This is a genomic window from Lentzea sp. NPDC058436 (genome assembly GCF_042721515.1).
In the GTDB taxonomy this organism is placed as follows: Bacteria; Actinomycetota; Actinomycetes; order Mycobacteriales; family Pseudonocardiaceae; genus Lentzea.
In genome coordinates, this window is record NZ_JBHXLF010000001.1 from 153,808 (window position 1) to 175,331 (window position 21,524).

Here is a 21,524-nt window from a genome sequence, read left to right on the forward strand (position 1 = left end):
CCCTGAGATCCTCCCGCTTCGCAGGGGGCGCGGGTCCCCCGAGCGGGGGATGCGGATTCCGACTCGGCAGTGACGCGGCGGGCCACGCGTGATCGATACGTTCGGTCGCGATGAAACGACGTGGTGTGACCTTGCTGCTCGTGCTGGGGGCGATCCTGGGGATCGGTGCCCCCGCATTCGCCGACGGCGTCCAGTCCGGTGCCGACGTCCACGTCGCGCAGAGCCTCGGCGACCGCGACCTGACGGTGATCATCAGGCGGGTCGCGGAGGTGCCGGGGCCGGTGCACGTCGACGTGGTGACCCACGCCGGGACACCGCCGGGCGAGCTGACGCTGACCCTGCGCGCGGCCGGTGCGCCGAGCAGCACGACGAAGGTGGTTCTCGGTGCCACGCCGGGGTTCCACTCCGGGCTGCTGCACGTCGACCGGCCAGGTCCGTGGGAGCTGGCGGTCGACGAGGCGACCATTCCGTTCGTCGTGCCCGCGCTCGTGCCGTCGCCGTGGGAGAACGCGACCTACGGCGGGTTCATCGCGGCCGGCGTGCTGTTGCTGGCGGCGTTGCTGTTCGCCGTGTTCGGCAGGCCAGGCCTCGCGCTGGTGCCGACGGCGGGCATGGTCGCGGCGGTCGCGGTCGGGGTGACGGCGGCGTTGCTGGCGCCGAGCATCCCGCCGGTCGCGGCGCCCGGCACGCAGCTCGACCCGACGTTCGACACCGTCATGAACCCCTACGAACGAACGTCCATCACGGACTTCTCGCGGCCACCGGTGAACATGGTGCCCCGCATGGAGGACAGGGACCTCGTGCTGAGCCTGACCGACGGCTCGTCCGGACGGCCGGTGGACGACCTGCTGGTGCACGACAGCGCGTTCATCCACCTCGTCGTCGTGTCGCCGTCCGGGCATCTCCGCCACCTGCACCCGGTCCGGACGGCGCCCGGCGAGTACCGCGCCAGGCTGCGCGATCCCGAACAGGGCGTGCACGCCGTGGCGGCCGAGATCGCCCGGCGCGGCGGGGGAGTGCAGCTGCTGCGGTCCGGTGTGGACGTTGCCGGCACCGCCGTCGCCCCCGAGCACGACGGGAAGGCCGAGACGGCGATGGAGATCCGCGAGGCGGGCAGGCCGAGCACGATCACCGCGAAGTTCGGCGAACGCGACCTGCAACCGTGGCTGGGCATGCTCGGGCACATGATCGTCGTCGGCCCGATGACCGGAAGTGCCGTCGAGGCACCGATCTGGGCGCACGTGCACTCGATGATCCCGCCGGTGCCGGGCATGCCCGACAAGCCCGACGAGAGCGTCGCCGCCTACGGGCCGGACGTGCCGTTCACCTACTCGTTCCCGTTGCCCGGCCGCTACCTCGTGTGGATCCAGGTCGAACGGGACTACTCGGTCGTCACCGTGCCACGGGTCGTCGACGTTCCCGCCGCGAAGGGAGTGGCTTCGAAGTGAAGCGTTCAGCCGTGGCCGTCGTGGCGGGGGTGCTCGCCGTGGTGGCGGCCCTCGTCGTGCTGTGGCCGCGCGGAGTCGAGGCACAGCCGCATCTAGCCGAGAGCAGCGAACTCCGGTTCGAGCTCACGCCCACCAGCACCAGGACCGGCAGCAACTCGTTCGACCTGCGGATCACCGATCGTTCCGGCAACGCCGCCGACGGCGACGTGACGGTCGAACCGGCGATGCCGCAGATGGGCCACGCGCTCGCCCCGGTCACCGCGGCGCCGCAGGCCCCCGGCCGGTACCGGGTCGCGGGCGTCGACCTGTTCATGGCCGGCCAATGGGAAATCACCGTGTCACTGCGCGGCGAGCGGGTCGTGATCCCGCTGCTGCTCACCTGAGAAGGGGGAGGAATGACTGTGAACATCACGGCGGCGGCGACGCCGTCGGTGGGGACGGTCCCGAGGGGGCTGGTGCCGGCGAGCGTCGTGGTCGGCGGCACGCTGATCTCGTTGATCGGACTGACCTGGGACATCCAGTGGCACTCCGACGTCGGACCGGACACGTTCTTCACGCTGCCGCACCTGTTCCTGTACGCGGGCAGCGCGATCTCCGGCCTGGCGAGCCTCGCCGTCGTGCTGATGACGACGGCGGCCGCGAAGCGGGACAGGCCGATCGACCCGGTGGTCGGCGGCCGCGCGGTCGGCGTCTTCGGCCGCACGTTCTCCGCTCCCGTCGGCTACCTGGTCTCCGGCATCGGCGCGGCGCTGTTCCTCGTCTACGGACTCTGGGACCAGTGGTGGCACGGCCTCTACGGTTTCGACGCGGTGATCGACTCGCCGCCGCACATCGGGCTGCTGCTGTCGATCTCGATCACGATGGTCGGCGCGGTGATGATCTTCGCGGTCGGCCGTGACCACAGCTGGGGCACCTACGGTCTCGCGGCGGCCGCGGGCACGTTGCTGGCGTTCAGCATGGTGACCGTTCTCGGCCTGCGCGCGTTGCCCGGCGGCCCGGTCAACACGGTCAACGCCGGCAGCGCGTTCTTCTCGGTGATGATCCTGTTCATGGGCGCGTACGTGCTGAACCGGCGCGGTGGCGCGTTGACCGTCGGCATCGTCGTCGCACTGCTGCAGGCCGTGTTCTGGTGGTTCTCGCCGTGGGCCACCGAGGTCTACGCGAACGCCACCGGCCTGCCGTTGCGCGACTACGTCGACGGCGTGCCCGGCCTGCCCAACATGATCCCGATGAGCCTGGTCCTCGTCGCCGTCGTCGTCGAACTGCTGCGCGGACTGCCCGCGTGGATCACCGGCGCGGCCGGCGGCCTGATCATCACGGCCCTGGCGCCCCTGCAGCGGATGCTGACGTACGGCAGCAACTTCCCGGCGATCGACCGCTACGCGGCCACCGTCGTGGCCGGTGTGGTGCTCGGCGCCCTCGCCGGGATGCTCGGCCGGCGGTTCGGCCACATGCTCCGCCACCTCTCACCGGCAAAGGAAGCCCGCCATGCGTAAGACGTTGCTGGGACTCGCGGGCACGGTCGCGCTGCTGTTCGGACTCGCGACGCCGGCGCTGGCCTTCGAACCGGTGAACGTGGTGCACACCGAGAAGGTGCAGGCAGGGCCGTACGACCTGACCATCGGCTTCAGCACGTGGCCGGTGAAGGCGATGCAGTCGCTCGACTTCACGTTCGCGCCGGAGAACGGGATCGACGGCAAGAAGGGCACGCTCACCCTGTTCCGCGAGGGCGTGGAGGCCGACGACAGCCCGCTGGCGCGTCACCCGCGCAAGCGCGAGGTGTGGGGGCTCGACATCTTCGCCCTGCCCGAGCAGGGGACGTGGACGATGAGGTTCGACGTCGACGGACCTGCCGGTGCCGGGTCGGGTGAGCTGAAGAACCTCCAGGTGATGGAGCAGCCGGGGCCGCCCATGGGGCTGTCGTGGGCGATCAGCACGATCCCGCTGTTCGGTCTGATCGCGTTGATCGTGATCGCGTGGCGCAGGACCCGGACGGTGGTCGACTAGAGGCGTGGGCCGGGGGTGGTGGTGCCCGGCATCCCCGCCCCCGAGGTGCGACCGAACGTCACCCGGCCACCCGACCGGGTGACGTTCTGCTCCAAAGGGTGGAGCAGCTGGATTTCGCGTCGCCGGGTTCGGTACCCCTGCGCCGTGCGTTTGCCTCACGCGGTTTGGATTGGCGGGCTGTTGGTGCCCGCGTTGCTCGCCGCCACCGGCGTGGTCGTCTACGGCGGTGGCATCGAACGGACGCTGCACGCCGACGTGCGGACAGCGCTCGGCAAGGCCGGCTACCACGGCGTCGTCGCGGTCGACGGCCGGACGGTCGTGGTCAGCGAGGTCGCGCCCCGCTCGGTCGACGCGGTGCGCGCCGTGGTGTCCGACGTGTCCGGCGTCGGTGCCGCCGACGTGCGCGCGGCCGAGCCCGAGCAACTGCTCGTGGCGGTGCGCGGCGGCGAGATCCTGGTGTCCGGCGCGGTCGCCGACGACGCCGAACGCCGCGCGCTGATGGAGGCCGTGCAGTCCGACGGCCACCGCGTCACGGCCGCGCTCCGGCAGGGCGGCCTGCTGCCGATCCCGCCGGTCGTGATCGGCCGCGTGGTCGACGCCGCGCTGTCCGCCAAGGTGACGGACGTGACCGCCACCGTCCACAACGGACAGGTGGTGGTCGCCGCCCGCGTGCCGGACGAGGCAAGGGCGACCGCCGTGCGCGACGCCGTCAAGGAGGCCGCGAACGGCCTGCAGCTCACCGACCGCATCGAGGTGGCCCCGTCCACCACGACCGGCGACCTGAACGTCGAGGCGCTGCACGACTCGATCTCCCGCCTGGTCAACGGCAACGGCGCGATCCGGTTCGTGCAGGGCACCACCGCCTACGAGGGTCACGGCCCGGTGCTCATCCAGCGCGTCGGCCGCATGCTGCTGGTCGCCCCGCGCGCCTCGATCACGCTGGTCGCCCACGGCACCGACCAGGCGATGGCGGTGAAGCGAGGTGAGATGGTCCGCGACGTCCTCGTCGGGCAGGGCGTGTCACCCGCGCTGATCGCCATCGAGACCCGTCCCGCCCCCGGCGGCGAGTACGACCCGGCCACACGCCAGGTCGACGTCGTCGTCCGTTAGGAGTCCGCTGTGCTCTGGTTGTTCTCGCAGATGTTCCTGCTGTGCCTGGCGTCCTTCGCCGTCGGCGTGCTCGTGACGTGGCTGTCGGTGCGCGGCCGCCTCCAGCCCGAACGCCCCAAGGCCCGCCTGGCCCTGCCCGCGCCCCGCCACGCCGCCGAGCAGGTGGTGATCGCCGAGCAGCCGGCGGCCGCGCCGAAGCCGTCGCCCGCGAAGCCGTCGTTGCCGGTCAAGGGCAACTCGAAGACGATGGTCTACCACACGCCGGATTCGCCGTACTACCGGCGGATGAAGGGCGACATGACGTTCGGGTCGGAGGCGGAGGCCCGGTCGGCGGGCTACCGGATGTGGACGACGAAGGGCCGCGTCAAGGCCTGACGGACCTCGGTCGCGGCATCTCTGGCACCGCCTGCCCACGCCCTCAACACTGCTCGGGCGCCCACTGGCATCACCCCGACTCCAACGTCCCTCAACCCCGGTCGAGCGGCCTGTGGTGCGGCGCCACCTGCGCGAGCAGCGGCGCGTGTGCCTTGAGCCGGGCGCGGAAGTCCTCCCAGTCGCGGTCCACCGACCACGCCGACTCCGCCAGCGCGCACAGCCGCGGGAACGCCAGGTACTCGGCGTGCTCGGGCGTCCGCACGAACTCCGTCCACAACTGCCCCTGCGTCCCCAGCACCCGCGCCGCGCACTCCGCGTCCCAGCCCGTCGGTACCGGGTCGTTGCGGTAGACGTCCTCCAGCGACACCACGGCGGCGGGCTGGCCGGGCGGCTCACCGGCAGAGCTCTGCGGGTAGTCGAGGTACGTGCTGCGGAACGGCGCCATGACGAGCCGATGGCCCCGGCGGACGGCTTCGAGGCCGTGCTGAGGGTCGCGCCAGATCATCACCGCGGCGTCGAGCGGCAGGCCGTGCGGGTTCTCGCCGTCGTCCCAGCAGATCGGCTGACGTCCCCGCGAGACGAGGTACGAGCTGACGCGGCCGAGGAACCAGCCGTGCAGCGCACCAGGGCCGGGCAGGCCCTCGGCGGCGATGCGGGTCGCGGCGAGCGGGCTCGTTTCCCATTCCACGGCAGGGCATTCGTCGCCGCCGATGTGGACGTGCGGTGAGGGGAAGACCTCCAGCACCTCGTCCAGGACGTCGCGCAGGAAGGCGAAGGTCTGTTCCTGCACGCCGAACAACGACTCCGACACGCCCCAGCCCGTCCACACGGGCACCGTGCGCTCGGGGAAGTTGCCCAGCTCCGGGTGGGCGGCGAGTGCGGCGCGGGCGTGGCCCGGCATCTCGATCTCGGGCACGACGGTCACGCCGCGCTCTGCCGCGTACGACACGAGGGAGCGGAGTTCTTCCTTGGTGTAGGCGCCGCCGTGCGGGGTGCCGTCGTAGGACGTGCTGCCGGCCGGGCCGATCATGCTCTCGGTGCGCTGCCCGCCGACGCCGGTGAGCGCCGGGTAGCGGTCGACCGGCATCCGCCAGCCCTGGTCGTCGGTGAGGTGCAGGTGCAGGACGTTGAGCTTGTACAGCGCGATCTGGTCGACGAGCCTGCGCAGGTACGACACGGGCTGGAAGTGGCGCGCCACGTCGATCATGGCTCCGCGCCAGGCGAAGCGGGGTTCGTCGCGCACCTCGACCAGCGGGACCTCGCCGTCGGACAGGAGCTGCCGCAACGACTGCACGGCGTGCCGCAGACCGGCCACCGACCCGCGCAGCACGATCCCCGTTGATGTCACGGACAACGAGTACGCCTCGCCCTCGCCGTCCACCTCCAAGACGACGTCGCCGTCCAGGCGCAGCGGAAGGTCTGCATAGGACCGCAGCAGCCGGGCGACCGGGACGGCGTCGCCGGTGGCCGCGATGGCCGACGGGCGGAACGTGCCGGGGGAGCGGACCAGGTGGACGGGCTTGGGGATGATCATGCGATGGCCTTCGTGACGGCGGAGAGCAGGTGGACGGGGCGCAGCAGGTCGTCGTGGGAGATGGGCGGCTTGCCGGTGAGAGCCATGTCCAGGAACGCCTCCAGGCCCGGCACGAAGTAGTGCGCGTCGAGCACGAGCTCGCGTTCGACCGTGCCGGAGGACGTGGTGACGGAGCCGGTGAACGGCGCCTCGCCCAGCACCAGGTCGATCTCGACCTCGGTCGAACCCACCTCGGCCTTCACGGCGATGCGGTCGGCGAGCCGGGTGACGTCGACCGACCGGATCGGGCCCGGTGCGAGCCGCAACGCCACGTCGACCGGGTGGATGCCGTAGAAGAAGATCCCGCCGTACGGGCTCGACGGATCCACCGGCCCCGAGGTGACGACACGGCGGGCAGGACCTTGTGCGGCAAGGACCTCGGTGTCGGGGATCCAGCGCAGCGCGGACGACGACGTCATCGGTGCGTTGTGCGCCAACGACTCGGCCACCAGAGCCGACGCGTCCTCGACCGTGCAGGCGAGCGGTTTGTCGACGAAGACGGGCAGCCCGGCCCGGAGAAACGGCACGGCGTGCGCGCGGTGCAGGTCGCCGTGCCGGTCGGCGACGACCACCGCGTCGACCAGCCCGAGCAGGTCCTCCGGCGCGTCCACGACCTGCAGCGAACCCTTGAGCCGCAACGACTCGTTGCGTTCGGACGCGCCGCCGCTGATCGCCACGACGCGAGGCCCGGTGCCGTCCTTCAGGTGGTCGATGATGTGGTCGACGTGGCTGTTCTCGGTGCCGATGATGCCGATGCGCACTACCGTTCTCCATTCAGCGCGACGGGGGTGCCGGTGCGGGCGGACTCGTAGACGGCCAGCACGACGGCGAGGGCACGACGTGCGTCCGCGGTGCCGACGAGAGGTGGCCGGCCGTCCCGCACGGCGTCGAGGAAGTCGTTGTACTGGGCGAGGTGCGCGTCGTCGACGGAGCCGCTCTCGCCGATCACGACGCTGCCGCGGTCGCCGTGCACCGCGACGCGCACCGGCAGGCCGGGATTCGCCGCCGTGGTCGCGGTGATCGTGCCCAGCGCCCCGCTCGCGAACGTCACGACGGCCGCGACCGTGTCCTCGACCTCGATGCGGTCGTGGGCCAGGCAGGCGCTGCGGGCCAGCACCTCCACGGGCTCGCCCATCAGCCACAGCAGCAGGTCGACGGCGTGGATGCCCTGGTTCATCAACGCGCCACCGCCGTCGAGCGCCCACGTGCCGCGCCACGGCTTGGAGTCGTAGTACTCCTGCGGCCTCCAGAACGTCGACTCGGCGATGCCCGAGGTGATCCGCCCGAGCCTGCCCTCGCTGATCGCCCGGCGCGCGGCCGCCGGTTCGGCCTGGAACCGCCGCTGGCTGATCACCGCGACGGTGCGGCCGGACTCGCGTTCGGCGGCGATGATCCGGTCCGCCGCCTCCAGCGTGACGTCGATCGGCTTCTCCACCACCACGTGCTTGCCCGCTTGCAACGCGAGCACGGCGGCGTCCGCGTGCGCACCGCTCGGCAGGCACACGCTCACCGCGTCGACCTGCTCGAATGCTTCAGCGAGCGACGTAGTCGGCGTGCCACCGAACTCGGACGCGACCTGCCGGGCGCGCTCCAGGCTGTTGTCCACGACCACGGCGAGCTCGGCCGAGGACGCGATCAACCGCGCGTGCACCTCGCCGATGGCCCCGGCGCCCACCAGCGCGAACCTCATGCCGCCCATCGGTGCACCACCCCTCCGTTGTCGGCGCTGTCCTGGGCGAGCAGGGCGATCCGCGTGGCGAGAAGGCTCGCCGCCGTGCCGATCTCCGGCTCCTCACCGGCCACGAACGCGTCGAGCGCAGCCGTGGCGGGACGCCGTCGTTCCGGCGTCTCAACAGTCCACAACGGACGATCGTGCGTGACGGCGGTCAGCTTTTCCCGCGTCCACAGCAGTTCCGCGGTGCCCGAGGTGCCGGTGAGGCGCATGCGGTAGTCGCCGTGCCACGGCGCCGCGTCCGGGGTCAGCCAGCTCACCTCGATCGTCGCCGCCACCTCACCCGCGCGCAGCAGGACAGCGCCGTGCAACGGGCCTCCGACCGCGCTCACCGAGCCCTCCCGGGCACCGGACAGCCACAGGACGAGGTCGATGTCGTGCACGGCCAGGTCACCGATTACCCCGCCGTAGGTCGACGGGTCGAGGAACCAGGCAGGCCGCGACGGGCGGTTCAGCTTGTGCGGTCCCGAGGCCGCCACCAGCGACAACGAGCCGAGCGCGCCGGAGTCGAGCAACGCACGCGCGGCCAGCGTCTCCGGGTAGCCGCGCTTCTCCAGCAGCAACGAGACGGACCGTCTCGTCTCGTTGGCGGCGGCCGCGATGAGGTCCACATCGGACAAACTGGTGCACAACGGTTTGTCGGCGAGGACGTGCGCACCCGCTCGCAGCGCGTCGGCCACGATGGCACCGCGTTCGAAGTAGATCCCCGCCACCACGACGACATCGGGCTGCTGGGCCTCCAGCAACGAGTGGTGGTCGGCGTAGGCGGGCACGCCGTACCGGTGAGCGAGGGCGGGGTCCGGATCGCTGATGCCGACGAGTGCGACATCGGTGCGGAGCGGGAGTTCGTCGAGGACGTAGGCGACGTGCGGATGCGCTGCTCCGGCGACAGCGAGCCGGAGAACGGGATCGGGCATGCGAACCATTCAAATGCGCTGCCGATTGCCGAGTCAACGGTATGAATCCCGTCCCGAAGGAATGAATCCTCACGCACGGCAAGCCTCGGACCTGGGGGAATGAGCGGACCGTAGTCATTCTTCAGCTGTTCGTGTGACCTGCGAAGAATCATTGACGTGCAGGAGGTCACACATAATGATGTGCCGAACCAGGGCAAGACAGGCCGTATTCATTCCCTTTTCGGGGAAGGAATCTCCGAAAGCAGGTACCGCCATGAGCGAGACCGACGACTGGCTCGCCGCGCTGCTGAAACAGCCGGCCGCCGACGTCGCCGACCTCGAACCGGTGACGACGGACGAGGCCGCCCGGCGGCTCGCGCTGCTCGGCGTCCCGGACGTCGACCACGCCGGCGTGCTGGCGACACTGCCCGGTCCGAACAGGACACCGGAGCTGTGGGAGGCGCTGCGGCGCTGCCACCAGGTGCTCTACGCGGCCGACCCGATCCCGAGTCGCAAGATCGACTGGCCGAACGCGCCCGCCGAACTCGGTGCGGCCGGACGGTACTTCTACGTCCACCTCTTCCTGCTCGCACTGCCGTCGGTGCTGAACCTGCACCGGCGGCTGGACATCCCGTTCGACGTCACCGCGGCGACCGTGCAGGACCTCGGCGCCAAGGTCGTCAGCTACCGCAAGTACTACGACACGGGCGGTTTCGACCGGCAGGGCTGGCTGGTGCGGCACTTCCGCGGCACGCTCTTCCGCCTCGGCAAGCTCCAGTTCGACCGCGCGGTGCTCACGGTCGACGAGTACAAGGCGGAGTCTGCGACAGGCCCCAAGGAGGGCACGCCCGTCCTGGAGGTCCACATCCCCGGTGACGGGCCGATGACGCCCGAGGCGTGCGACGAGTCGTTCCGCCGCGCCAGGCCGTTCTTCGCGCGGCACTTCCCGGACGAGAGCTACGAGCACGGCACCTGCCGCTCGTGGCTGCTGGACCCGCAGCTCGCCGACCACCTCAAGGACACCTCCAACATCGTTCGCTTCCAACGCCTCTGGACCACGTTCGGGCCGGCCCCGGACTGCGACAGCGACGTGCTCGAGTTCGTGTACCACCTCCCGCCCGGCACCGGCGATCTCGCCGCCCTCCCGCAGGACACCACGTTGCAGCGGACGATCGTCAGCCACCTCCAGTCCGGCGGCCACTGGCGCCAGGGCTGCGGCTGGCTCGCCCTTCCCTGACCCCTCGACAAGAACGGACCCGCCATGTCCTCCAACGAGATCTCGCGGCGCAGCATGCTCAGAGCCGCCGCGGTGCTGGGTTTGACCGTGCCCGGTCTGGCCGCCTGCGTCACCGCCGGCAACAACAGCGGACCGCAGTCGACCGGCGGCGCCACGAGCGCCACGAACCCGTTCGGCGTCAAGGCCGACGCCCCGCTGGAGGTCGTCGTCTTCAAGGGCGCCTACGGGGACGACTACGTGCTCGCCGCCGAAGCCGCCTACAAGAAGCAGTTCGGTGGCGCGGCCATCGACCACAAGGGAATCCAGAAGGTCGGCGACACGCTGCGGCCGAGGTTCGTCGCGGGCAACCCGCCGGACGTCGTCAACAACACGGGTGCCGGTCGCCTGGACATCGCCGCGCTCAACCAGTCGCAGCAGCTCGAGAACCTCGACAAGCTGCTCGACGCGCCGTCCTGGGACGACCCGAACGTCAAGGTGCGCGACACCCTGCTGCCCGGCGTGGTCGAGGACGGGATCTACGACGGGTCGTTCGTGCGGTTCAACTACGCCTACACCGCCTGGGGCCTGTGGTACTCGAAGCCGCTGTTCGAGAAGAACGGCTGGATGTGGCCGCAGACCTGGCAGGAGATGCTCGAACTCTGCGAGGACATCAAGAAGACCGGCATCGCGCCGTGGACCTACCAGGGCAAGTTCCCCGAGTACGTCACCGATCCGTTGCTGGTCATGGCGGTGCGCGGCGGTGGCATGGACCTGTTGAAGTCGCTGGACAACCTGGAACCGAACGCGTGGAGGCACGAGTCGGTCAAGGCCGCGGCCGAGGCGATCGCCGAGCTGTCCGGCAAGGGCTACATCATGCAGGGCTCGGAGGCGTTGTCCCACACGGAGGCCCAGGCCGCCTGGTGTCAGGGCAAGGCCGCGATCATCCCGAGCGGCTCGTGGCTCGAAGCCGAGCAGAAGTCCGTCACGCCCGCCGGGTTCGACATGGTGATGGGCGCCGTGCCGTCGTTGAGCTCCAGCAGCAAGCTCAAGACCAACGCGATCCACGCGGCCAGCAGCGAGGCCTACCTCGTGCCGAGCCAGGGCAAGAACGTCCAGGGCGGACTGGAGTTCCTGCGGATGCTGTTCTCCCGCAACGCCATGAAGGACTTCGCGAAGTCCGTCGGCACGCTCCCGTCGGTCAAGGGCGCCACCGAGGGCCTGACGATGTCGCCGGCGCTCAGCTCGGTCGCCGAGGCGGTGAAGAACGCCGGTGATGACACGATCAACTACCGGCACCGCATCTGGTACCCGACGCTGACCAAGGCCGTCGACGACAGCGTCGCCGAGCTCGTCACCCGGAGGATCACGCCCGCCGAGTGGGTCGACCGCGTGCAGAAGGCCGCCGACGACCTCGCGAAGGACACCAGCATCAAGAAGTACGAGCGCAAGTGAAGGTGCTGACCAGGCCGGTGGAGCGGGCTGCGGCGCCCGCTCCGCCCGTGCCGACCAGGCGCCGCAGGCTCAACCGCGGGTACGGGTTCGTCATCGGCGCCCTCGCACCCGCCTTGGTGCTGCACATCATCTTCATCGTGTCGCCCTACGCGCAGGCGTTCTACCTGTCCCTGACGGACTGGAACGGCGTCGCGGGCAAGGCGAACTTCGTCGGGTTCGACAACTTCACCCGGCTGGCGGGCGACTCGCTGTTCCTCGACGCCATCAAGAACAACCTGCTGCTGTTGCTGATCATGCCCGCGGCGACGATCGCGATCGGCCTGTTCCTCGCCACGATGATCCAGCGCGGCGGGTCCGACGGCCGCACCGGCGTGCGGGGAGCGCGGTTCTACGAGATCGTGTTCTTCTTCCCGCAGCTGCTGTCGGTCGCGATCGTGGCCGTGCTGTGGGGTTTCGCCTACAACCCGAACAACGGCCTGATCAACGGCGTGCTGCGTGCGGTCGGCCTGGACGGGCTGGCGCGCAGCTGGCTCGCGGAACCGTCGCTCGCGCTGTTCGCGGTGATGGCCGTGATGATCTGGTCGGGCGTCGGCTTCTACATGGTGCTTTTCTCCGCGGCCATCGACGGCATCCCGCGCGAGATCTACGAGGCCGCGCTGATCGACGGCGCCTCGGGCTGGACGACGTTCTGGCGGATCACGCTGCCGTTGCTGCGCGACAACGTCCAGGTGGCGTTCGTGTACCTGGGCATGGTGGCGCTCGACGCGTTCGCGCTGGTCCAGATCATGACCGTCGGACCGGGCGGGCCGGACGGCTCCACCGAGGTGATGGGCCTGTCGCTGTACCGGACCGCGTTCGAGTACGGCAAGTTCGGCTACGCGTCGGCGATGGGCGTCGCGTTGTTCTTCGGCACGCTCGTGTTCGCGCTGGTGGCGTTGCGCGGCAACAAGAACCGGACGGAGCTGGCATGAAACGGTTCCCGCTGCACATCGCGCTCGGCTTCTGGGCGGTCGTCACGGCGTTCCCGCTGCTGTGGGCGGTGACGAGCTCGTTCAAGTCCGACACCGAGATCCTGACCAGCCCGTGGACGGTGCCGTCGGAGGTCCGCTGGGAGAACTTCGGCCGCGCCTGGAACGAGGCGTCGATCGGGCAGTACTTCCTGAACTCGGTGATCGTCGTCGGCGGCGCGCTGTTCGTGACCATGCTGGTCGGCGGCATCGCGGCCTACACGCTGGCGCGCTATCGCTTCCCGGGCAACAGGTTCGTCTACTACCTGTTCGTGACGTCCCAGTTCTTCCCGACGTTCCTCGCGCTCGTGCCGTTGTTCTTCACGGTCGAGCAGATGGGCCTGCTGGGCACGAAGCTCGGGCTGATCCTGGTGTACGCGACGTTCGCGACGCCGTTCACCATCTTCTTCCTGCACGCGTTCTTCCGCACGCTGCCGTCCGCGATCGCCGAGGCGGCGTTCATCGACGGCTGCACGCACTGGGGCGTGTTCTTCCGGGTGATGCTGCCGATGGCGCGGCCGGGCCTGGTGTCGGTCGCGATCTTCAACTTCCTCGGCCTGTGGAACCAGTACCTGCTGCCGCTGGTGCTCAACCCGGATCCGGAGAACTACGTGCTGGCGCAGGGACTCGCGGCACTGTCGACCTCGCAGGGCTACCAGAGCGACTGGAGCGGCCTGTTCGCCGGCCTCACCATCGCGATGCTGCCGGTGCTGGCCGCGTACGTGTGCTTCCAGCGCTACATCCAGGCCGGTGCCACGGCCGGGGCGGTCAAGTGAGTGAGGTCCGCCGCCGTCACGGTTCCGTCGGCTGACAGCAGCCGGCGGAACTGCTCGACGGCGTTGAGCAGCCCTGCTGGAGTGGCCGCGCGCAGCATCACCGCGTGCGGGCTGACCAGCAGGGCGTAGCCGTCTTCGCCGAGCCCTCGGAGCGCGGGCTCGTGCGTCACCATGACCACGCCGTCCCGTGAGTCGCCGAGGGTCATGCCCGTGGTTTCCCGCACCACGCGCCGCAGTCGTTGCGCCGCCTCGTTCGCGTTGCCGATCACCCGGATGTCCATGTCGGCCTTGAGGACGAAGTGCCCGGTGCGCCGGCGGGGTTGTTTGCCGTGCCTGCTGATCGCCATGACGTTCCTCCTGGGACGGATAGATTCCGTTGACACGCAACGGAAGTGCGGGCCAGGGTTGAGGTGCGGGCATCCGTGGGCGGACGCGATGCCCGCACCTCGTTGTCAGTTGAGGCCTGGGTAGGTCTTCAGTACTCGGGTGAGCTCCTCGGCCTGGCCGGGGGAGAGGGTCTCGTGCGGGTCGAGGCACCAGATGCCGTCGAGCACGCCTTCGCGCCTCAGCACCTCGTGCACGCCGGCGATCACGCCCGCGAAACCGTTGCGCACGTCGAACACCGCCGCGTTGGCGTCCACGCACATGGCGTTGAGCGCCTCGACCCGCTGGCGCGCCTCGGTGTCGCCCTGAACCGCTTTGTGCGCGTCGTCGAGGATCCGGACCGCCGAGCGAGTCCACACCGCCCAGTGCCCGAGCAGGCCGCCGACGAACCTCCTGATGGTGCCGTTGACGTGGAACGGGGTGAGGAGGTCGCTGATGATGTTGTCGTCGTTGCCGGTGTAGAGGGCGACCTCGTGGCCGCGGTCGGAGTCGGCGACGCCCTGGACTAGTTCGAGAGTGCGGTAGCGGTCGAACGGGGCGGCCTTCACCGCGACCGTCGACGGCTGGTCGGCGAGGCGGCGCCAGTAGGAGCGGGGGAGGTAGCGGCCGCCGACGGCCTCCTGGAGGTAGAAGCCGATGGTGGGGAGGACCTCGCCGATCGCGCGGCTGCGGTCGAGGAGGTCCTCGGGGGTGAGGTTCGGGAGGCCGCCGGGGGAGACCAGGACTGCGTCGTAGCCGAGGTTTCGGGCGGTTTCGGCTTCGGCGACTGCTTGGGCGGTGGGGCCGGCTACGCCCGCGATGCGCACGAACGGGGTGGGGCTGGGTTGATCGGTGGCCGCCGGGTGCGGGCTGGGAGTCGCGGTGCGGGTGGCCGTCGCAGCCGAGGCGAATGTCGCAGGCCCGCCGCCTGCCGCCCCGCTGTCTGTTGCTTCCGCGCCTGCCGCCGCACTGCCTGTGGCCGCCACGCCCCCTGCCGCTGCCGCGCCGCTCCCCAACGCCCCCACCACCGCGAGCCCTGCCCGCCCGGCGATCTCCTCCGCCGCCAGCTCCAGCACCGGCCGGTACAGCCCGTGCTCCCGGATCTCGAACTGCGTCGTGTGCACCCCGACCGCCAGTCCGCCCGCCCCAGCAGCCAGGTAGTACCGGGTCAGACCCCGCTGCCGCTCCTCGTCCAGCCGGCGCGACGCGTCCAGCGCCAGCGGGTGCGCGGGGATCACCGTGCCGCGGTGCAACAGCGCCGCCGTCTCGAAGTCCATCAGAACCGCCCGTCCCGTCGCTCGAACTTCGTCGGCTTCGCCCACAGCGCGCCGCCGCCCGACAGCCACGAGGCCTGCAGGTCGATCAGCTGCCCGAGCGTGCGGTCCGGGTAGCCGAAGAGCTCGTGGCACGTCGTCGCGTCGCTGAGCAGCGACGTCTCCGGCAGGTAGCCGGTGAACGACGGCTCGACGCCCAGTCGTGCCGCCAGCCGGACGGCGATCGAGCGGACGGACGCGGTCTCCGGGCCTGTCAGGTTCAGCACGAACGGCGCGTCCGAGGCGTGGCCGATGCTGCGGAGCACGACCTCGTTGGCGTAGCGTTGCCACACGACGTTCACCGCGCCGGTGGTCAGGTCGATCGGCTGGCCCGCCACGAGCTTGCGGGCGAGGTCGGCGATCACGCCGTAGCGGGGTTCGCAGGCGTAGTTGAGCCTGATCAACGCCACCGGGGTGCCTCGGGTGCGGGCGGCGTGGGTGAAGACCTGCTCACGGCCGAGGCAGGTGATCGCGTAGTCGCCGTCGGGGCGCGGCTCGTCGGTCTCCACGCTGCCGCCGGTGACCGGTGCGGTCATGCCGTAGACGTTGCCGGTGGACAGGGCGACGATCCGGGCCTTCGGGTAGCGGTCGGCGACGTACGCGGGCAGGACGGTGTTCGTCATCCACGCCTGCGACGGTGCGCCCGCCGTGCCGAACTTGGCGCCGACCAGGAAGATCACCGTGTCGGCGTCGGGCAGCGAGGCGACCGCTGCGGGGTCGCCCAGGTCGGCCGTCACGATGTCGACGCCCTGGGCCGCCACCCGTGCGCGACTGTCCTCATCGGACCAGCGCGAGACGGCGCGGACCGTGCCCGAGCCGGCGCGGGCGGCCATGCCGGCGATGCCCGAGCCCGTCTTGCCGCCTGCTCCGAGCACGACGACGTCACCCCAGCCGGCGGCCTCCGCGACCAGCGCGGGAGAGGGCCTGCTGAGTTCTTCTTCGAGGTCTGCCTCATTCATGAGGGCACACTCCCAGCGTGCAACGAATTCATTCTCTGAAAGGAATGAATTTTTGGCCTGATGTGGTCTCGCCACACAAAATCACAGGTCACCTCTTGCGGCAAGCAGCATCATCAGTCATTCTTCCCGGCATGACATCAGCTGAATCGGAGGATTCATTCCTTCATTCCTCCGCTCGCCCGAAATGGCAGTGGGCCGCTGACCGTCTGCGCAAGGACATCGCCGACGGGGTGTACGGGCCCGGCGACCAGCTGCCCGTGGAGCGCGAGCTCGCGACCACGCTGTCGGTCAGCATCAACACGATCCGGCGCGCCGTCGGCCAGCTCGTGCACGAGCAGATCGTGCTGCGCAGGCAGGGCGCGGGCACGTTCGTCCGGTCGGAGACCACCCCGATCGGGACCGGGCGGCCGCTCGTCGGCGTGCTCGTCCCGTCGACGACCTACTACTACCCGCGTGTGATCGACGGACTGCAGCGGGTTCTCAGGGGCGCCGGGGTCGGAGTCGTGCTGGTGTGCTCGAAGTACGACCTCGACGTCGAACGCGACGAGCTGCGCACCATGCTCGAAACCGGGGTGCAGGGCCTGCTCCTGGTACCGAGCCTGCACCTCATGGACGACCCGCAGTCCTACGTGGACGGTCTGCGCGACCTCCCGGTCCCGTACGTGCTCGCCGAGCGGCGCCCGCCGTCGCCGGAGCCCGACGACCCGACCACGTTCGTCGGCACCGACCACGCCGGTGGTGTCTGCAAGGCCGTGCGGCACCTGAAGTCGCTGGGACACCAGCGGATCGGGTTCCTCGGCCGCGTCAGCACCGGTACGTCCGAGCAGGTCGCGGCCGGGTTCGAGCAGGCCGTCGAACTGCTGAAGGTCGAGGCCGCCGCCACCTCGTGCCGGTTGCTCTGGCAGACCCAGGACATCTCCGCGTACGCACGGCGTTGCGTCGAGTCCGGTGTCACGGCCGTGTTCTGCCACGGTGACCGCGACGCCGCCGCGCTGATCGTCGCCGCCCGCAGGCTCGGCCTGTCGGTGCCGGGCGACCTCGCCGTGGTCGCCTACGACGACGAGGTGGCGGAGGTCGGCGACGTGCCGCTGACCGCCGTCTCGCCTCCCAAGACCGAGGTGGGCGCGCTCGCCGCCCAGCTGCTGCTCCACCGCATCGACGGTGGCCGCAACGTTCCCTCCCAACAGGTCCTGATCCAGCCGCGGCTCGTCGTCAGGGCGTCGTGCGGCATGGCAGAGCTGAAGCTTCCCGAGAAAGCAGGAACATGACGTCATTCCGGATCGGACTCCTGGGTGCCGGCGCGGTCGGCGCGCACCACGTCCGTGCGGCGGCCGGAGCCGACGCCTACTCGATCGCGGCGATCTGCGACGTGCGGCGCGAGGCCGCCGAAGCGCTCGCGGCTCCGGGGGTCGAGGTGTACGAGGACTACCGGACGATGATCAGCGAGGGGAACCTCGACGCCGTCATCATCACGACACCGCACGCGTTGCACGCCCAGCAGGTCGTCGAGGCCGCAGAGGCCGGACTGCACGTGCTGGTGGAGAAGCCGATGGCGACCACCGTCGAGGACTGCTCGCGGATGATCGAGGTCTGCCGGAGCGCGGGCGTGCTGCTCGCGGTCGCGCACGTCATCCACTTCGACCCGGTGGCACGGGAGGCCCGCGCGCTCATCGCGTCCGGCGAGTTCGGCTCGCCGCTGCTGATCGCGCACCGCCGTTCCGCGCACTACGAGCCGAACTCGCGGCCCGCCTGGTTCTTCGACCCCGTGCTGGCCGGTGGTGGCATCGTGCTGAACGTCGGCACGCACGGCCTCGACCGCATCCAGTGGTTCGGCGGCGGCACCGTGCGCAGGGTCAGCAGCGTGGTCCGCGGCCGGGACGGCATCGACGTCGAGACCGACTCGCTCGCGTTGATCGAGCTCGCGAACGGTGTCACCGCCAGCGTCGTGCTGACCAGCAGAGGAACGCCGTACTACGATGAGACCGACGTCGTCATGCCCGAGGTGACGCTGCGGGTCTCCGCCAGCGACGGCCTGCTCCTGCTGCGGGACGGCACCATCACGACGCTGGTCGAGGCGAGCCCCGGCCACCTGCGCTCGGCGTTCCGCACGCAGCTCGACGGGTTCGTGTCGGCCGCCCAGGGCAACGACGGCGAGTACATCGACGGCGCCTACGGACGTTCTGTCGTGTCCGCCGCTCTGGCCGTCTACCAGGCCGCCGACCGGGGCAACCCGGTGGACGTGCCGCGCCCGGCGGTTCGCCCGTGATCAGCCGCCGCAGCCTGCTCGCTGCCGCCGGACTGACGCTGCTCACGGGTTGCGCGTCGTCCACAAAGGACCCCAACGGTCCGCTGAAGTTCTGGTCGTCGTTGCGCGGCACGAACACCGTCGTGGATGCCTGGAACGCCGCCAACCCGCGCGAACCCGTCGTGCTGGAGACCGTGACGTCGGGCTTCGCCGGTGGCAACGCCAAGCTGTCAAATGCCGCTCGTGCGGGCAACGCGCCGGACGTCGTGTCGATGGCCGACGCCGACCTGCCGATGTTCGCGCTGGACGGGGTCGCCGCCGACCTGACGGACCTGGTCGGCGCGCAGCTGCGGTCGGAGCTCGGCGAGGTCGCGTGGTCCGGGGCGACGTTCGGCGGGAAGGTCTACGGCGTTCCGCTGGACCTGCCGCCGTTGCTGATGCTCTACCGCGAGGACCTGCTGCGCGAGCACGGCGTGGAAGTGCCGACGACCTGGGACGAGTTCCGCGAGGCCGCGCGTGCCCTGAAGCGCAAAGACATCTACCTGACCGCCTTCCACCCCAACGGCTACAACCTGTTCGCCGCCCACGTCATGCAGGCCGGTGGCCGCTGGTTCGGCGTCGACGGCGACTCGTGGGTCGTGAACTTCAGCGACTCCGGATCGCTGAAGGCCGCGGACTACTGGCAGGGCTTGCTCGACGAGGACCTGCTGTTCCTCGCGCCCGGCAGCAGCCAGGAGTGGCTCGCGGCGCTCGCCGAGGGCCGCGTGGCCGCGCACCTCGTCAGCACGTGGGGCGTGGCTGCGCTGGCGTCGTCGGTGCCGGGAGGCGCGGGCAAGTGGCGGATAGCGCCTGTCCCGCAATGGGATCCGGCCAGGCCGTCGATCGGCCGTGACGGCGCCTCGCTGCACGTGATCACGGCGGAGAGCGTGAAGAAGGACCGCGCGATGCGGTTCATCGAGTGGATGTCGACCTCGCCCGAGGCGATCACCGCGCGCCTGTCGAGCGGCCGCTCCAGCCTGCTGCCCGCCGCGCCGAAGCTGTGGGACGCGGCCGCCAGGCAGTTCAAGACCACGTTCTACGGCGGCCAGGACCTCTACGGCCTCGCGGCGAAGCAGTACGAGCTGCAGCACGGCGACTGGATGTGGGGGCCGCGCATGCAGTCCACCGCCACGTCGATCCACCACGGCCTGGCGCGCATCCCCTACGGCACGACGATCGCGCAGGCCCTGCGCGATGCCGAGGCGGAGACGCTGCCGGACATGCGCAGCCTCGGTCTGGCGGTGAGGCGTTCGTGATCAGGCAACGCTCCGCCATCGGCCTGCTGCTCGGCCCGTTCGTGGCGCTGCTGCTCGTGGTGTTCCTCGCGCCGACGCTGTACGCGGTCTACCTCAGCTTCTTCGCCCGCTCGCACAGCGGACTCGGGTTCGGCAACGGCGAGACGGCGTTCGTCGGGCTGCGCAACTACGGCGTCGTGCTCACCGACCCCAGCTTCCTGCAGGGAGTCGGCGTCACGTTGCTGTACTCGGCCGTGTTCATCCCGCTGGTGATCGTCGGCGCGCTGGGCCTCGCGCTGCTGTTCGACTCGGGTGTGGTGCGGTTGCGGCAGATCAGCCAGACGATCCTGTTCGTGCCGCACGCGGTGCCGGGCATCATCGCCACCGTCATCTGGCTCTACCTCTACACCCCGGGCATCTCGCCGGTGATCGACCTGATGAAGAGCCTCGACCTGGAGGTCAACTTCCTCGGGCTGGAGATGGTCGTGCCGTCCCTGGTGAACATCGCGCTGTGGAGCGGCCTCGGCTACACCACGGTGATCTTCTTCGCCGCACTGCGCGCCGTACCGCGCGAAGTGCTCGAAGCGGCCGCGATCGACGGCGCCGGCCCGGTGCGCGCGGCCGTGACGATCAAGGTGCCGCTGATCAGGGGCACGGTCGTCACCGTGGTGATCTTCACCGTGATCGGCGCGTTGCAGCTGTTCACCGAACCCATGCTGCTGAGCAAGGTCACCCCGCTGATCGGCCCGCGGTTCACCCCGAACATGTACATCTACGACGCCGCGTTCGCGCGCAACAACCACAGCCTCGCCTCGGCGGCCTCGGTGCTGCTGCTGATCGTGTGCTGTCTGCTCTCGTTCGCCGTCACCCGTGGCGCGTCCAGGGGAGGGGAGGCATGACCGGACGGCTCACCGCGAACGTCGTGATCGGCGTCGGCGCCCTGTACGCGCTGCTGCCGCTGGTCTGGCTGCTGCTCGCCTCCACAGTGGACACCGGAGCGCTCTTCGCGTCCGACTTCTTCTCGCTGGAGAACTTCGCGCTGGTGGACAACGTCCAGGCGTTGTTCACGCAGGAGAAGGGCATCTACGGCCGCTGGTACCTCAACAGCGTCCTGTACGCGGTCGGTGGCGCGGCGGTCGGCGCGTTGATCAGCACGGCCGCCGGTTACGTGTTCGACAAGTTCTCGTTCACCGGCAAGAACTCCCTGTTCGCCCTGGTGCTCGTGTCGGTGATGGTGCCGGCCGCGGTGCTCGCGCTGCCGCTGTACCTGATGGCGTCGGCGGCCGGCGTGGCGAACACGGTCTGGTCGGTGATCATCCCGGTCCTGTTCAACCCGTTCGGCGTGTACCTGGCACGGGTGTTCTCCGCCGCCTACGTGCCGAACGAGGTGCTGGAGGCCGCACGCGTCGACGGCGCGACGGAGATCCGCAGCTTCGTGTTCGTGGGGCTGCGGATGCTCGCGCCGGGCTACGTGACGATCTTCCTGTTCCAGCTCACGTCGATCTGGAACAACTTCTTCCTGCCGCTGGTGATGCTGTCGGACCAGAACCTCTACCCGGTGAGCCTCGGCCTCTACAGCTGGAACTCGCTCGCGAACATCGACCCGGACTACTACCCGTTGATGGTCGTCGGGTCGTTGTTCGCCTTGCTGCCGTTGGTGCTGGCGTTCCTGTTGCTGCAGCGGTACTGGCGGTCGGGGCTCACGGCGGGCAGCGTCAAATGAGGTCAGTGGTGTGGCTCGGAACGCTGCCGAGCGGATTCGCGGTCAGACGGGTGTC

The 21,524-nt window shown here is 70.1% G+C and carries 22 protein-coding genes; 15 read left to right on the forward strand and 7 right to left on the reverse strand.

Translation table 11 applies throughout. The annotated features are described in order from the left end of the window. The first annotated feature begins 110 nt into the window (after nt 1-110). The 6 genes from ACFWN2_RS00690 to ACFWN2_RS00715 all read left to right on the forward strand — a co-directional run bounded on the left by ACFWN2_RS00690 (nt 111) and on the right by ACFWN2_RS00715 (nt 4,940). Nucleotides 111-1,448 carry a hypothetical protein gene (locus ACFWN2_RS00690; protein WP_382423976.1) on the forward strand — a complete coding sequence of 446 codons (1,338 nt, stop codon included), beginning with the start codon at nt 111-113 and terminating at the stop codon, nt 1,446-1,448. Further along, nucleotides 1,445-1,831: a FixH family protein gene (locus ACFWN2_RS00695; RefSeq protein ID WP_382423977.1), complete on the forward strand. Its 387-nt coding sequence runs from the start codon at nt 1,445-1,447 to the stop codon at nt 1,829-1,831. Before ACFWN2_RS00690 ends, ACFWN2_RS00695 begins: the two co-directional genes overlap by 4 nt. 12 nt (nt 1,832-1,843) lie before the next feature. After that, the gene (locus tag ACFWN2_RS00700; RefSeq protein WP_382423978.1) at nt 1,844-2,944 is read left to right on the forward strand and encodes a hypothetical protein; all 1,101 of its coding nucleotides are present in this window, start codon (nt 1,844-1,846) and stop codon (nt 2,942-2,944) included. Next, on the forward strand, nt 2,937-3,455 hold the full coding sequence (locus ACFWN2_RS00705) for a hypothetical protein (RefSeq protein ID WP_382423979.1): 519 nt from the start codon (nt 2,937-2,939) through the stop codon (nt 3,453-3,455). Before ACFWN2_RS00700 ends, ACFWN2_RS00705 begins: the two co-directional genes overlap by 8 nt. Nucleotides 3,456-3,638: 183 nt before the next feature. Then, nucleotides 3,639-4,565, forward strand: a complete 927-nt coding sequence (locus ACFWN2_RS00710; RefSeq protein WP_382423980.1) for a hypothetical protein — start codon at nt 3,639-3,641, stop codon at nt 4,563-4,565. Between the two features lie 9 nt (nt 4,566-4,574). Further along, a complete protein-coding gene (locus ACFWN2_RS00715) occupies nt 4,575-4,940 on the forward strand; it encodes a hypothetical protein (protein ID WP_382423981.1) in 366 nt (121 codons plus the stop codon). Between the two features lie 91 nt (nt 4,941-5,031). On the opposite strand, the gene ACFWN2_RS00720 is transcribed toward ACFWN2_RS00715, so the two are convergent. From ACFWN2_RS00720 to ACFWN2_RS00735, 4 genes are read right to left on the reverse strand one after another with little or no spacing between them, the layout of a single operon-like run. Then, nucleotides 5,032-6,474, reverse strand: a complete 1,443-nt coding sequence (locus ACFWN2_RS00720; RefSeq protein ID WP_382423982.1) for a beta-N-acetylhexosaminidase — start codon at nt 6,472-6,474, stop codon at nt 5,032-5,034. Further along, entirely contained in the window at nt 6,471-7,274 is an 804-nt protein-coding gene (locus ACFWN2_RS00725) for a Gfo/Idh/MocA family protein (RefSeq protein WP_382423983.1), read from the reverse strand. The genes ACFWN2_RS00720 and ACFWN2_RS00725 overlap by 4 nt, the downstream gene beginning before the upstream one ends. Beyond that, nucleotides 7,274-8,212, reverse strand: a complete 939-nt coding sequence (locus tag ACFWN2_RS00730) for a Gfo/Idh/MocA family protein (protein ID WP_382423984.1) — start codon at nt 8,210-8,212, stop codon at nt 7,274-7,276. Before ACFWN2_RS00730 ends, ACFWN2_RS00725 begins: the two co-directional genes overlap by 1 nt. After that, nucleotides 8,200-9,162 (reverse strand): Gfo/Idh/MocA family protein, encoded by a 963-nt coding sequence (locus tag ACFWN2_RS00735; protein ID WP_382423985.1) that lies wholly within the window; start codon nt 9,160-9,162, stop codon nt 8,200-8,202. Before ACFWN2_RS00735 ends, ACFWN2_RS00730 begins: the two co-directional genes overlap by 13 nt. A 253-nt stretch (nt 9,163-9,415) precedes the next feature. Between ACFWN2_RS00735 and ACFWN2_RS00740 the strand changes: the two genes are divergently transcribed. The 4 genes from ACFWN2_RS00740 to ACFWN2_RS00755 are packed head-to-tail and all read left to right on the forward strand — an operon-like array spanning nt 9,416 to nt 13,592. Beyond that, nucleotides 9,416-10,378 carry an acyltransferase domain-containing protein gene (locus ACFWN2_RS00740; RefSeq protein ID WP_382423986.1) on the forward strand — a complete coding sequence of 321 codons (963 nt, stop codon included), beginning with the start codon at nt 9,416-9,418 and terminating at the stop codon, nt 10,376-10,378. 24 nt (nt 10,379-10,402) lie between these two features. Continuing rightward, nucleotides 10,403-11,809: an N-acetylglucosamine/diacetylchitobiose ABC transporter substrate-binding protein gene (gene ngcE / locus ACFWN2_RS00745; RefSeq protein ID WP_382423987.1), complete on the forward strand. Its 1,407-nt coding sequence runs from the start codon at nt 10,403-10,405 to the stop codon at nt 11,807-11,809. Further along, on the forward strand, nt 11,806-12,780 hold the full coding sequence (locus tag ACFWN2_RS00750) for a carbohydrate ABC transporter permease (RefSeq protein ID WP_382423988.1): 975 nt from the start codon (nt 11,806-11,808) through the stop codon (nt 12,778-12,780). The genes ngcE and ACFWN2_RS00750 overlap by 4 nt, the downstream gene beginning before the upstream one ends. Next, the gene (locus tag ACFWN2_RS00755) at nt 12,777-13,592 is read left to right on the forward strand and encodes a carbohydrate ABC transporter permease (RefSeq protein WP_382423989.1); all 816 of its coding nucleotides are present in this window, start codon (nt 12,777-12,779) and stop codon (nt 13,590-13,592) included. The genes ACFWN2_RS00750 and ACFWN2_RS00755 overlap by 4 nt, the downstream gene beginning before the upstream one ends. On the opposite strand, the gene ACFWN2_RS00760 is transcribed toward ACFWN2_RS00755, so the two are convergent. The 3 genes from ACFWN2_RS00760 to ACFWN2_RS00770 all read right to left on the reverse strand — a co-directional run bounded on the left by ACFWN2_RS00760 (nt 13,553) and on the right by ACFWN2_RS00770 (nt 16,227). After that, entirely contained in the window at nt 13,553-13,939 is a 387-nt protein-coding gene (locus tag ACFWN2_RS00760; RefSeq protein ID WP_382423990.1) for a glycoside hydrolase family 20 zincin-like fold domain-containing protein, read from the reverse strand. The two genes, ACFWN2_RS00755 and ACFWN2_RS00760, sit on opposite strands and share 40 nt — an antisense overlap. A 105-nt stretch (nt 13,940-14,044) precedes the next feature. Then, on the reverse strand, nt 14,045-15,232 hold the full coding sequence (locus ACFWN2_RS00765; protein ID WP_382423991.1) for a dihydrodipicolinate synthase family protein: 1,188 nt from the start codon (nt 15,230-15,232) through the stop codon (nt 14,045-14,047). After that, nucleotides 15,232-16,227 carry an NAD-dependent epimerase/dehydratase family protein gene (locus ACFWN2_RS00770; protein WP_382423992.1) on the reverse strand — a complete coding sequence of 332 codons (996 nt, stop codon included), beginning with the start codon at nt 16,225-16,227 and terminating at the stop codon, nt 15,232-15,234. The genes ACFWN2_RS00765 and ACFWN2_RS00770 overlap by 1 nt, the downstream gene beginning before the upstream one ends. 131 nt (nt 16,228-16,358) lie before the next feature. On the opposite strand from ACFWN2_RS00770, the gene ACFWN2_RS00775 reads away from it, so the two are divergent. Genes ACFWN2_RS00775 through ACFWN2_RS00795 form a run of 5 tightly spaced genes read left to right on the forward strand, consistent with a single transcriptional unit; the run spans nt 16,359 to nt 21,469 of the window. Further along, the gene (locus ACFWN2_RS00775) at nt 16,359-17,495 is read left to right on the forward strand and encodes a GntR family transcriptional regulator (protein ID WP_382423993.1); all 1,137 of its coding nucleotides are present in this window, start codon (nt 16,359-16,361) and stop codon (nt 17,493-17,495) included. Beyond that, the gene (locus ACFWN2_RS00780) at nt 17,492-18,493 is read left to right on the forward strand and encodes a Gfo/Idh/MocA family protein (RefSeq protein ID WP_382423994.1); all 1,002 of its coding nucleotides are present in this window, start codon (nt 17,492-17,494) and stop codon (nt 18,491-18,493) included. The genes ACFWN2_RS00775 and ACFWN2_RS00780 overlap by 4 nt, the downstream gene beginning before the upstream one ends. After that, on the forward strand, nt 18,490-19,767 hold the full coding sequence (locus ACFWN2_RS00785) for an ABC transporter substrate-binding protein (protein WP_382423995.1): 1,278 nt from the start codon (nt 18,490-18,492) through the stop codon (nt 19,765-19,767). Before ACFWN2_RS00780 ends, ACFWN2_RS00785 begins: the two co-directional genes overlap by 4 nt. Continuing rightward, a complete protein-coding gene (locus ACFWN2_RS00790) occupies nt 19,764-20,645 on the forward strand; it encodes a carbohydrate ABC transporter permease (protein WP_382423996.1) in 882 nt (293 codons plus the stop codon). The genes ACFWN2_RS00785 and ACFWN2_RS00790 overlap by 4 nt, the downstream gene beginning before the upstream one ends. Next, complete coding sequence (locus tag ACFWN2_RS00795; RefSeq protein WP_382423997.1) at nt 20,642-21,469, forward strand: carbohydrate ABC transporter permease; 828 nt, start codon at nt 20,642-20,644, stop codon at nt 21,467-21,469. Before ACFWN2_RS00790 ends, ACFWN2_RS00795 begins: the two co-directional genes overlap by 4 nt. Nucleotides 21,470-21,524: the final 55 nt, after the last annotated feature.

What these genes read in the sequence shown, in the direction of transcription:
- ACFWN2_RS00765 (WP_382423991.1), bottom strand. Translation starts at nt 15,232, where the DNA reads ATGGACTTCGAGACGGCGGCGCTGTTGCACCGCGGCACGGTGATCCCC.
- ACFWN2_RS00700 (WP_382423978.1), top strand. Translation starts at nt 1,844, where the DNA reads ATGACTGTGAACATCACGGCGGCGGCGACGCCGTCGGTGGGGACGGTC.
- ACFWN2_RS00775 (WP_382423993.1), top strand. Translation starts at nt 16,359, where the DNA reads ATGACATCAGCTGAATCGGAGGATTCATTCCTTCATTCCTCCGCTCGC.
- ACFWN2_RS00720 (WP_382423982.1), bottom strand. Translation starts at nt 6,474, where the DNA reads ATGATCATCCCCAAGCCCGTCCACCTGGTCCGCTCCCCCGGCACGTTC.
- ACFWN2_RS00690 (WP_382423976.1), top strand. Translation starts at nt 111, where the DNA reads ATGAAACGACGTGGTGTGACCTTGCTGCTCGTGCTGGGGGCGATCCTG.
- ACFWN2_RS00780 (WP_382423994.1), top strand. Translation starts at nt 17,492, where the DNA reads ATGACGTCATTCCGGATCGGACTCCTGGGTGCCGGCGCGGTCGGCGCG.
- ACFWN2_RS00770 (WP_382423992.1), bottom strand. Translation starts at nt 16,227, where the DNA reads ATGAATGAGGCAGACCTCGAAGAAGAACTCAGCAGGCCCTCTCCCGCG.
- ACFWN2_RS00760 (WP_382423990.1), bottom strand. Translation starts at nt 13,939, where the DNA reads ATGGCGATCAGCAGGCACGGCAAACAACCCCGCCGGCGCACCGGGCAC.
- ACFWN2_RS00730 (WP_382423984.1), bottom strand. Translation starts at nt 8,212, where the DNA reads ATGGGCGGCATGAGGTTCGCGCTGGTGGGCGCCGGGGCCATCGGCGAG.
- ACFWN2_RS00740 (WP_382423986.1), top strand. Translation starts at nt 9,416, where the DNA reads ATGAGCGAGACCGACGACTGGCTCGCCGCGCTGCTGAAACAGCCGGCC.
- ngcE (WP_382423987.1), top strand. Translation starts at nt 10,403, where the DNA reads ATGTCCTCCAACGAGATCTCGCGGCGCAGCATGCTCAGAGCCGCCGCG.
- ACFWN2_RS00795 (WP_382423997.1), top strand. Translation starts at nt 20,642, where the DNA reads ATGACCGGACGGCTCACCGCGAACGTCGTGATCGGCGTCGGCGCCCTG.
- ACFWN2_RS00735 (WP_382423985.1), bottom strand. Translation starts at nt 9,162, where the DNA reads ATGCCCGATCCCGTTCTCCGGCTCGCTGTCGCCGGAGCAGCGCATCCG.
- ACFWN2_RS00755 (WP_382423989.1), top strand. Translation starts at nt 12,777, where the DNA reads ATGAAACGGTTCCCGCTGCACATCGCGCTCGGCTTCTGGGCGGTCGTC.
- ACFWN2_RS00705 (WP_382423979.1), top strand. Translation starts at nt 2,937, where the DNA reads ATGCGTAAGACGTTGCTGGGACTCGCGGGCACGGTCGCGCTGCTGTTC.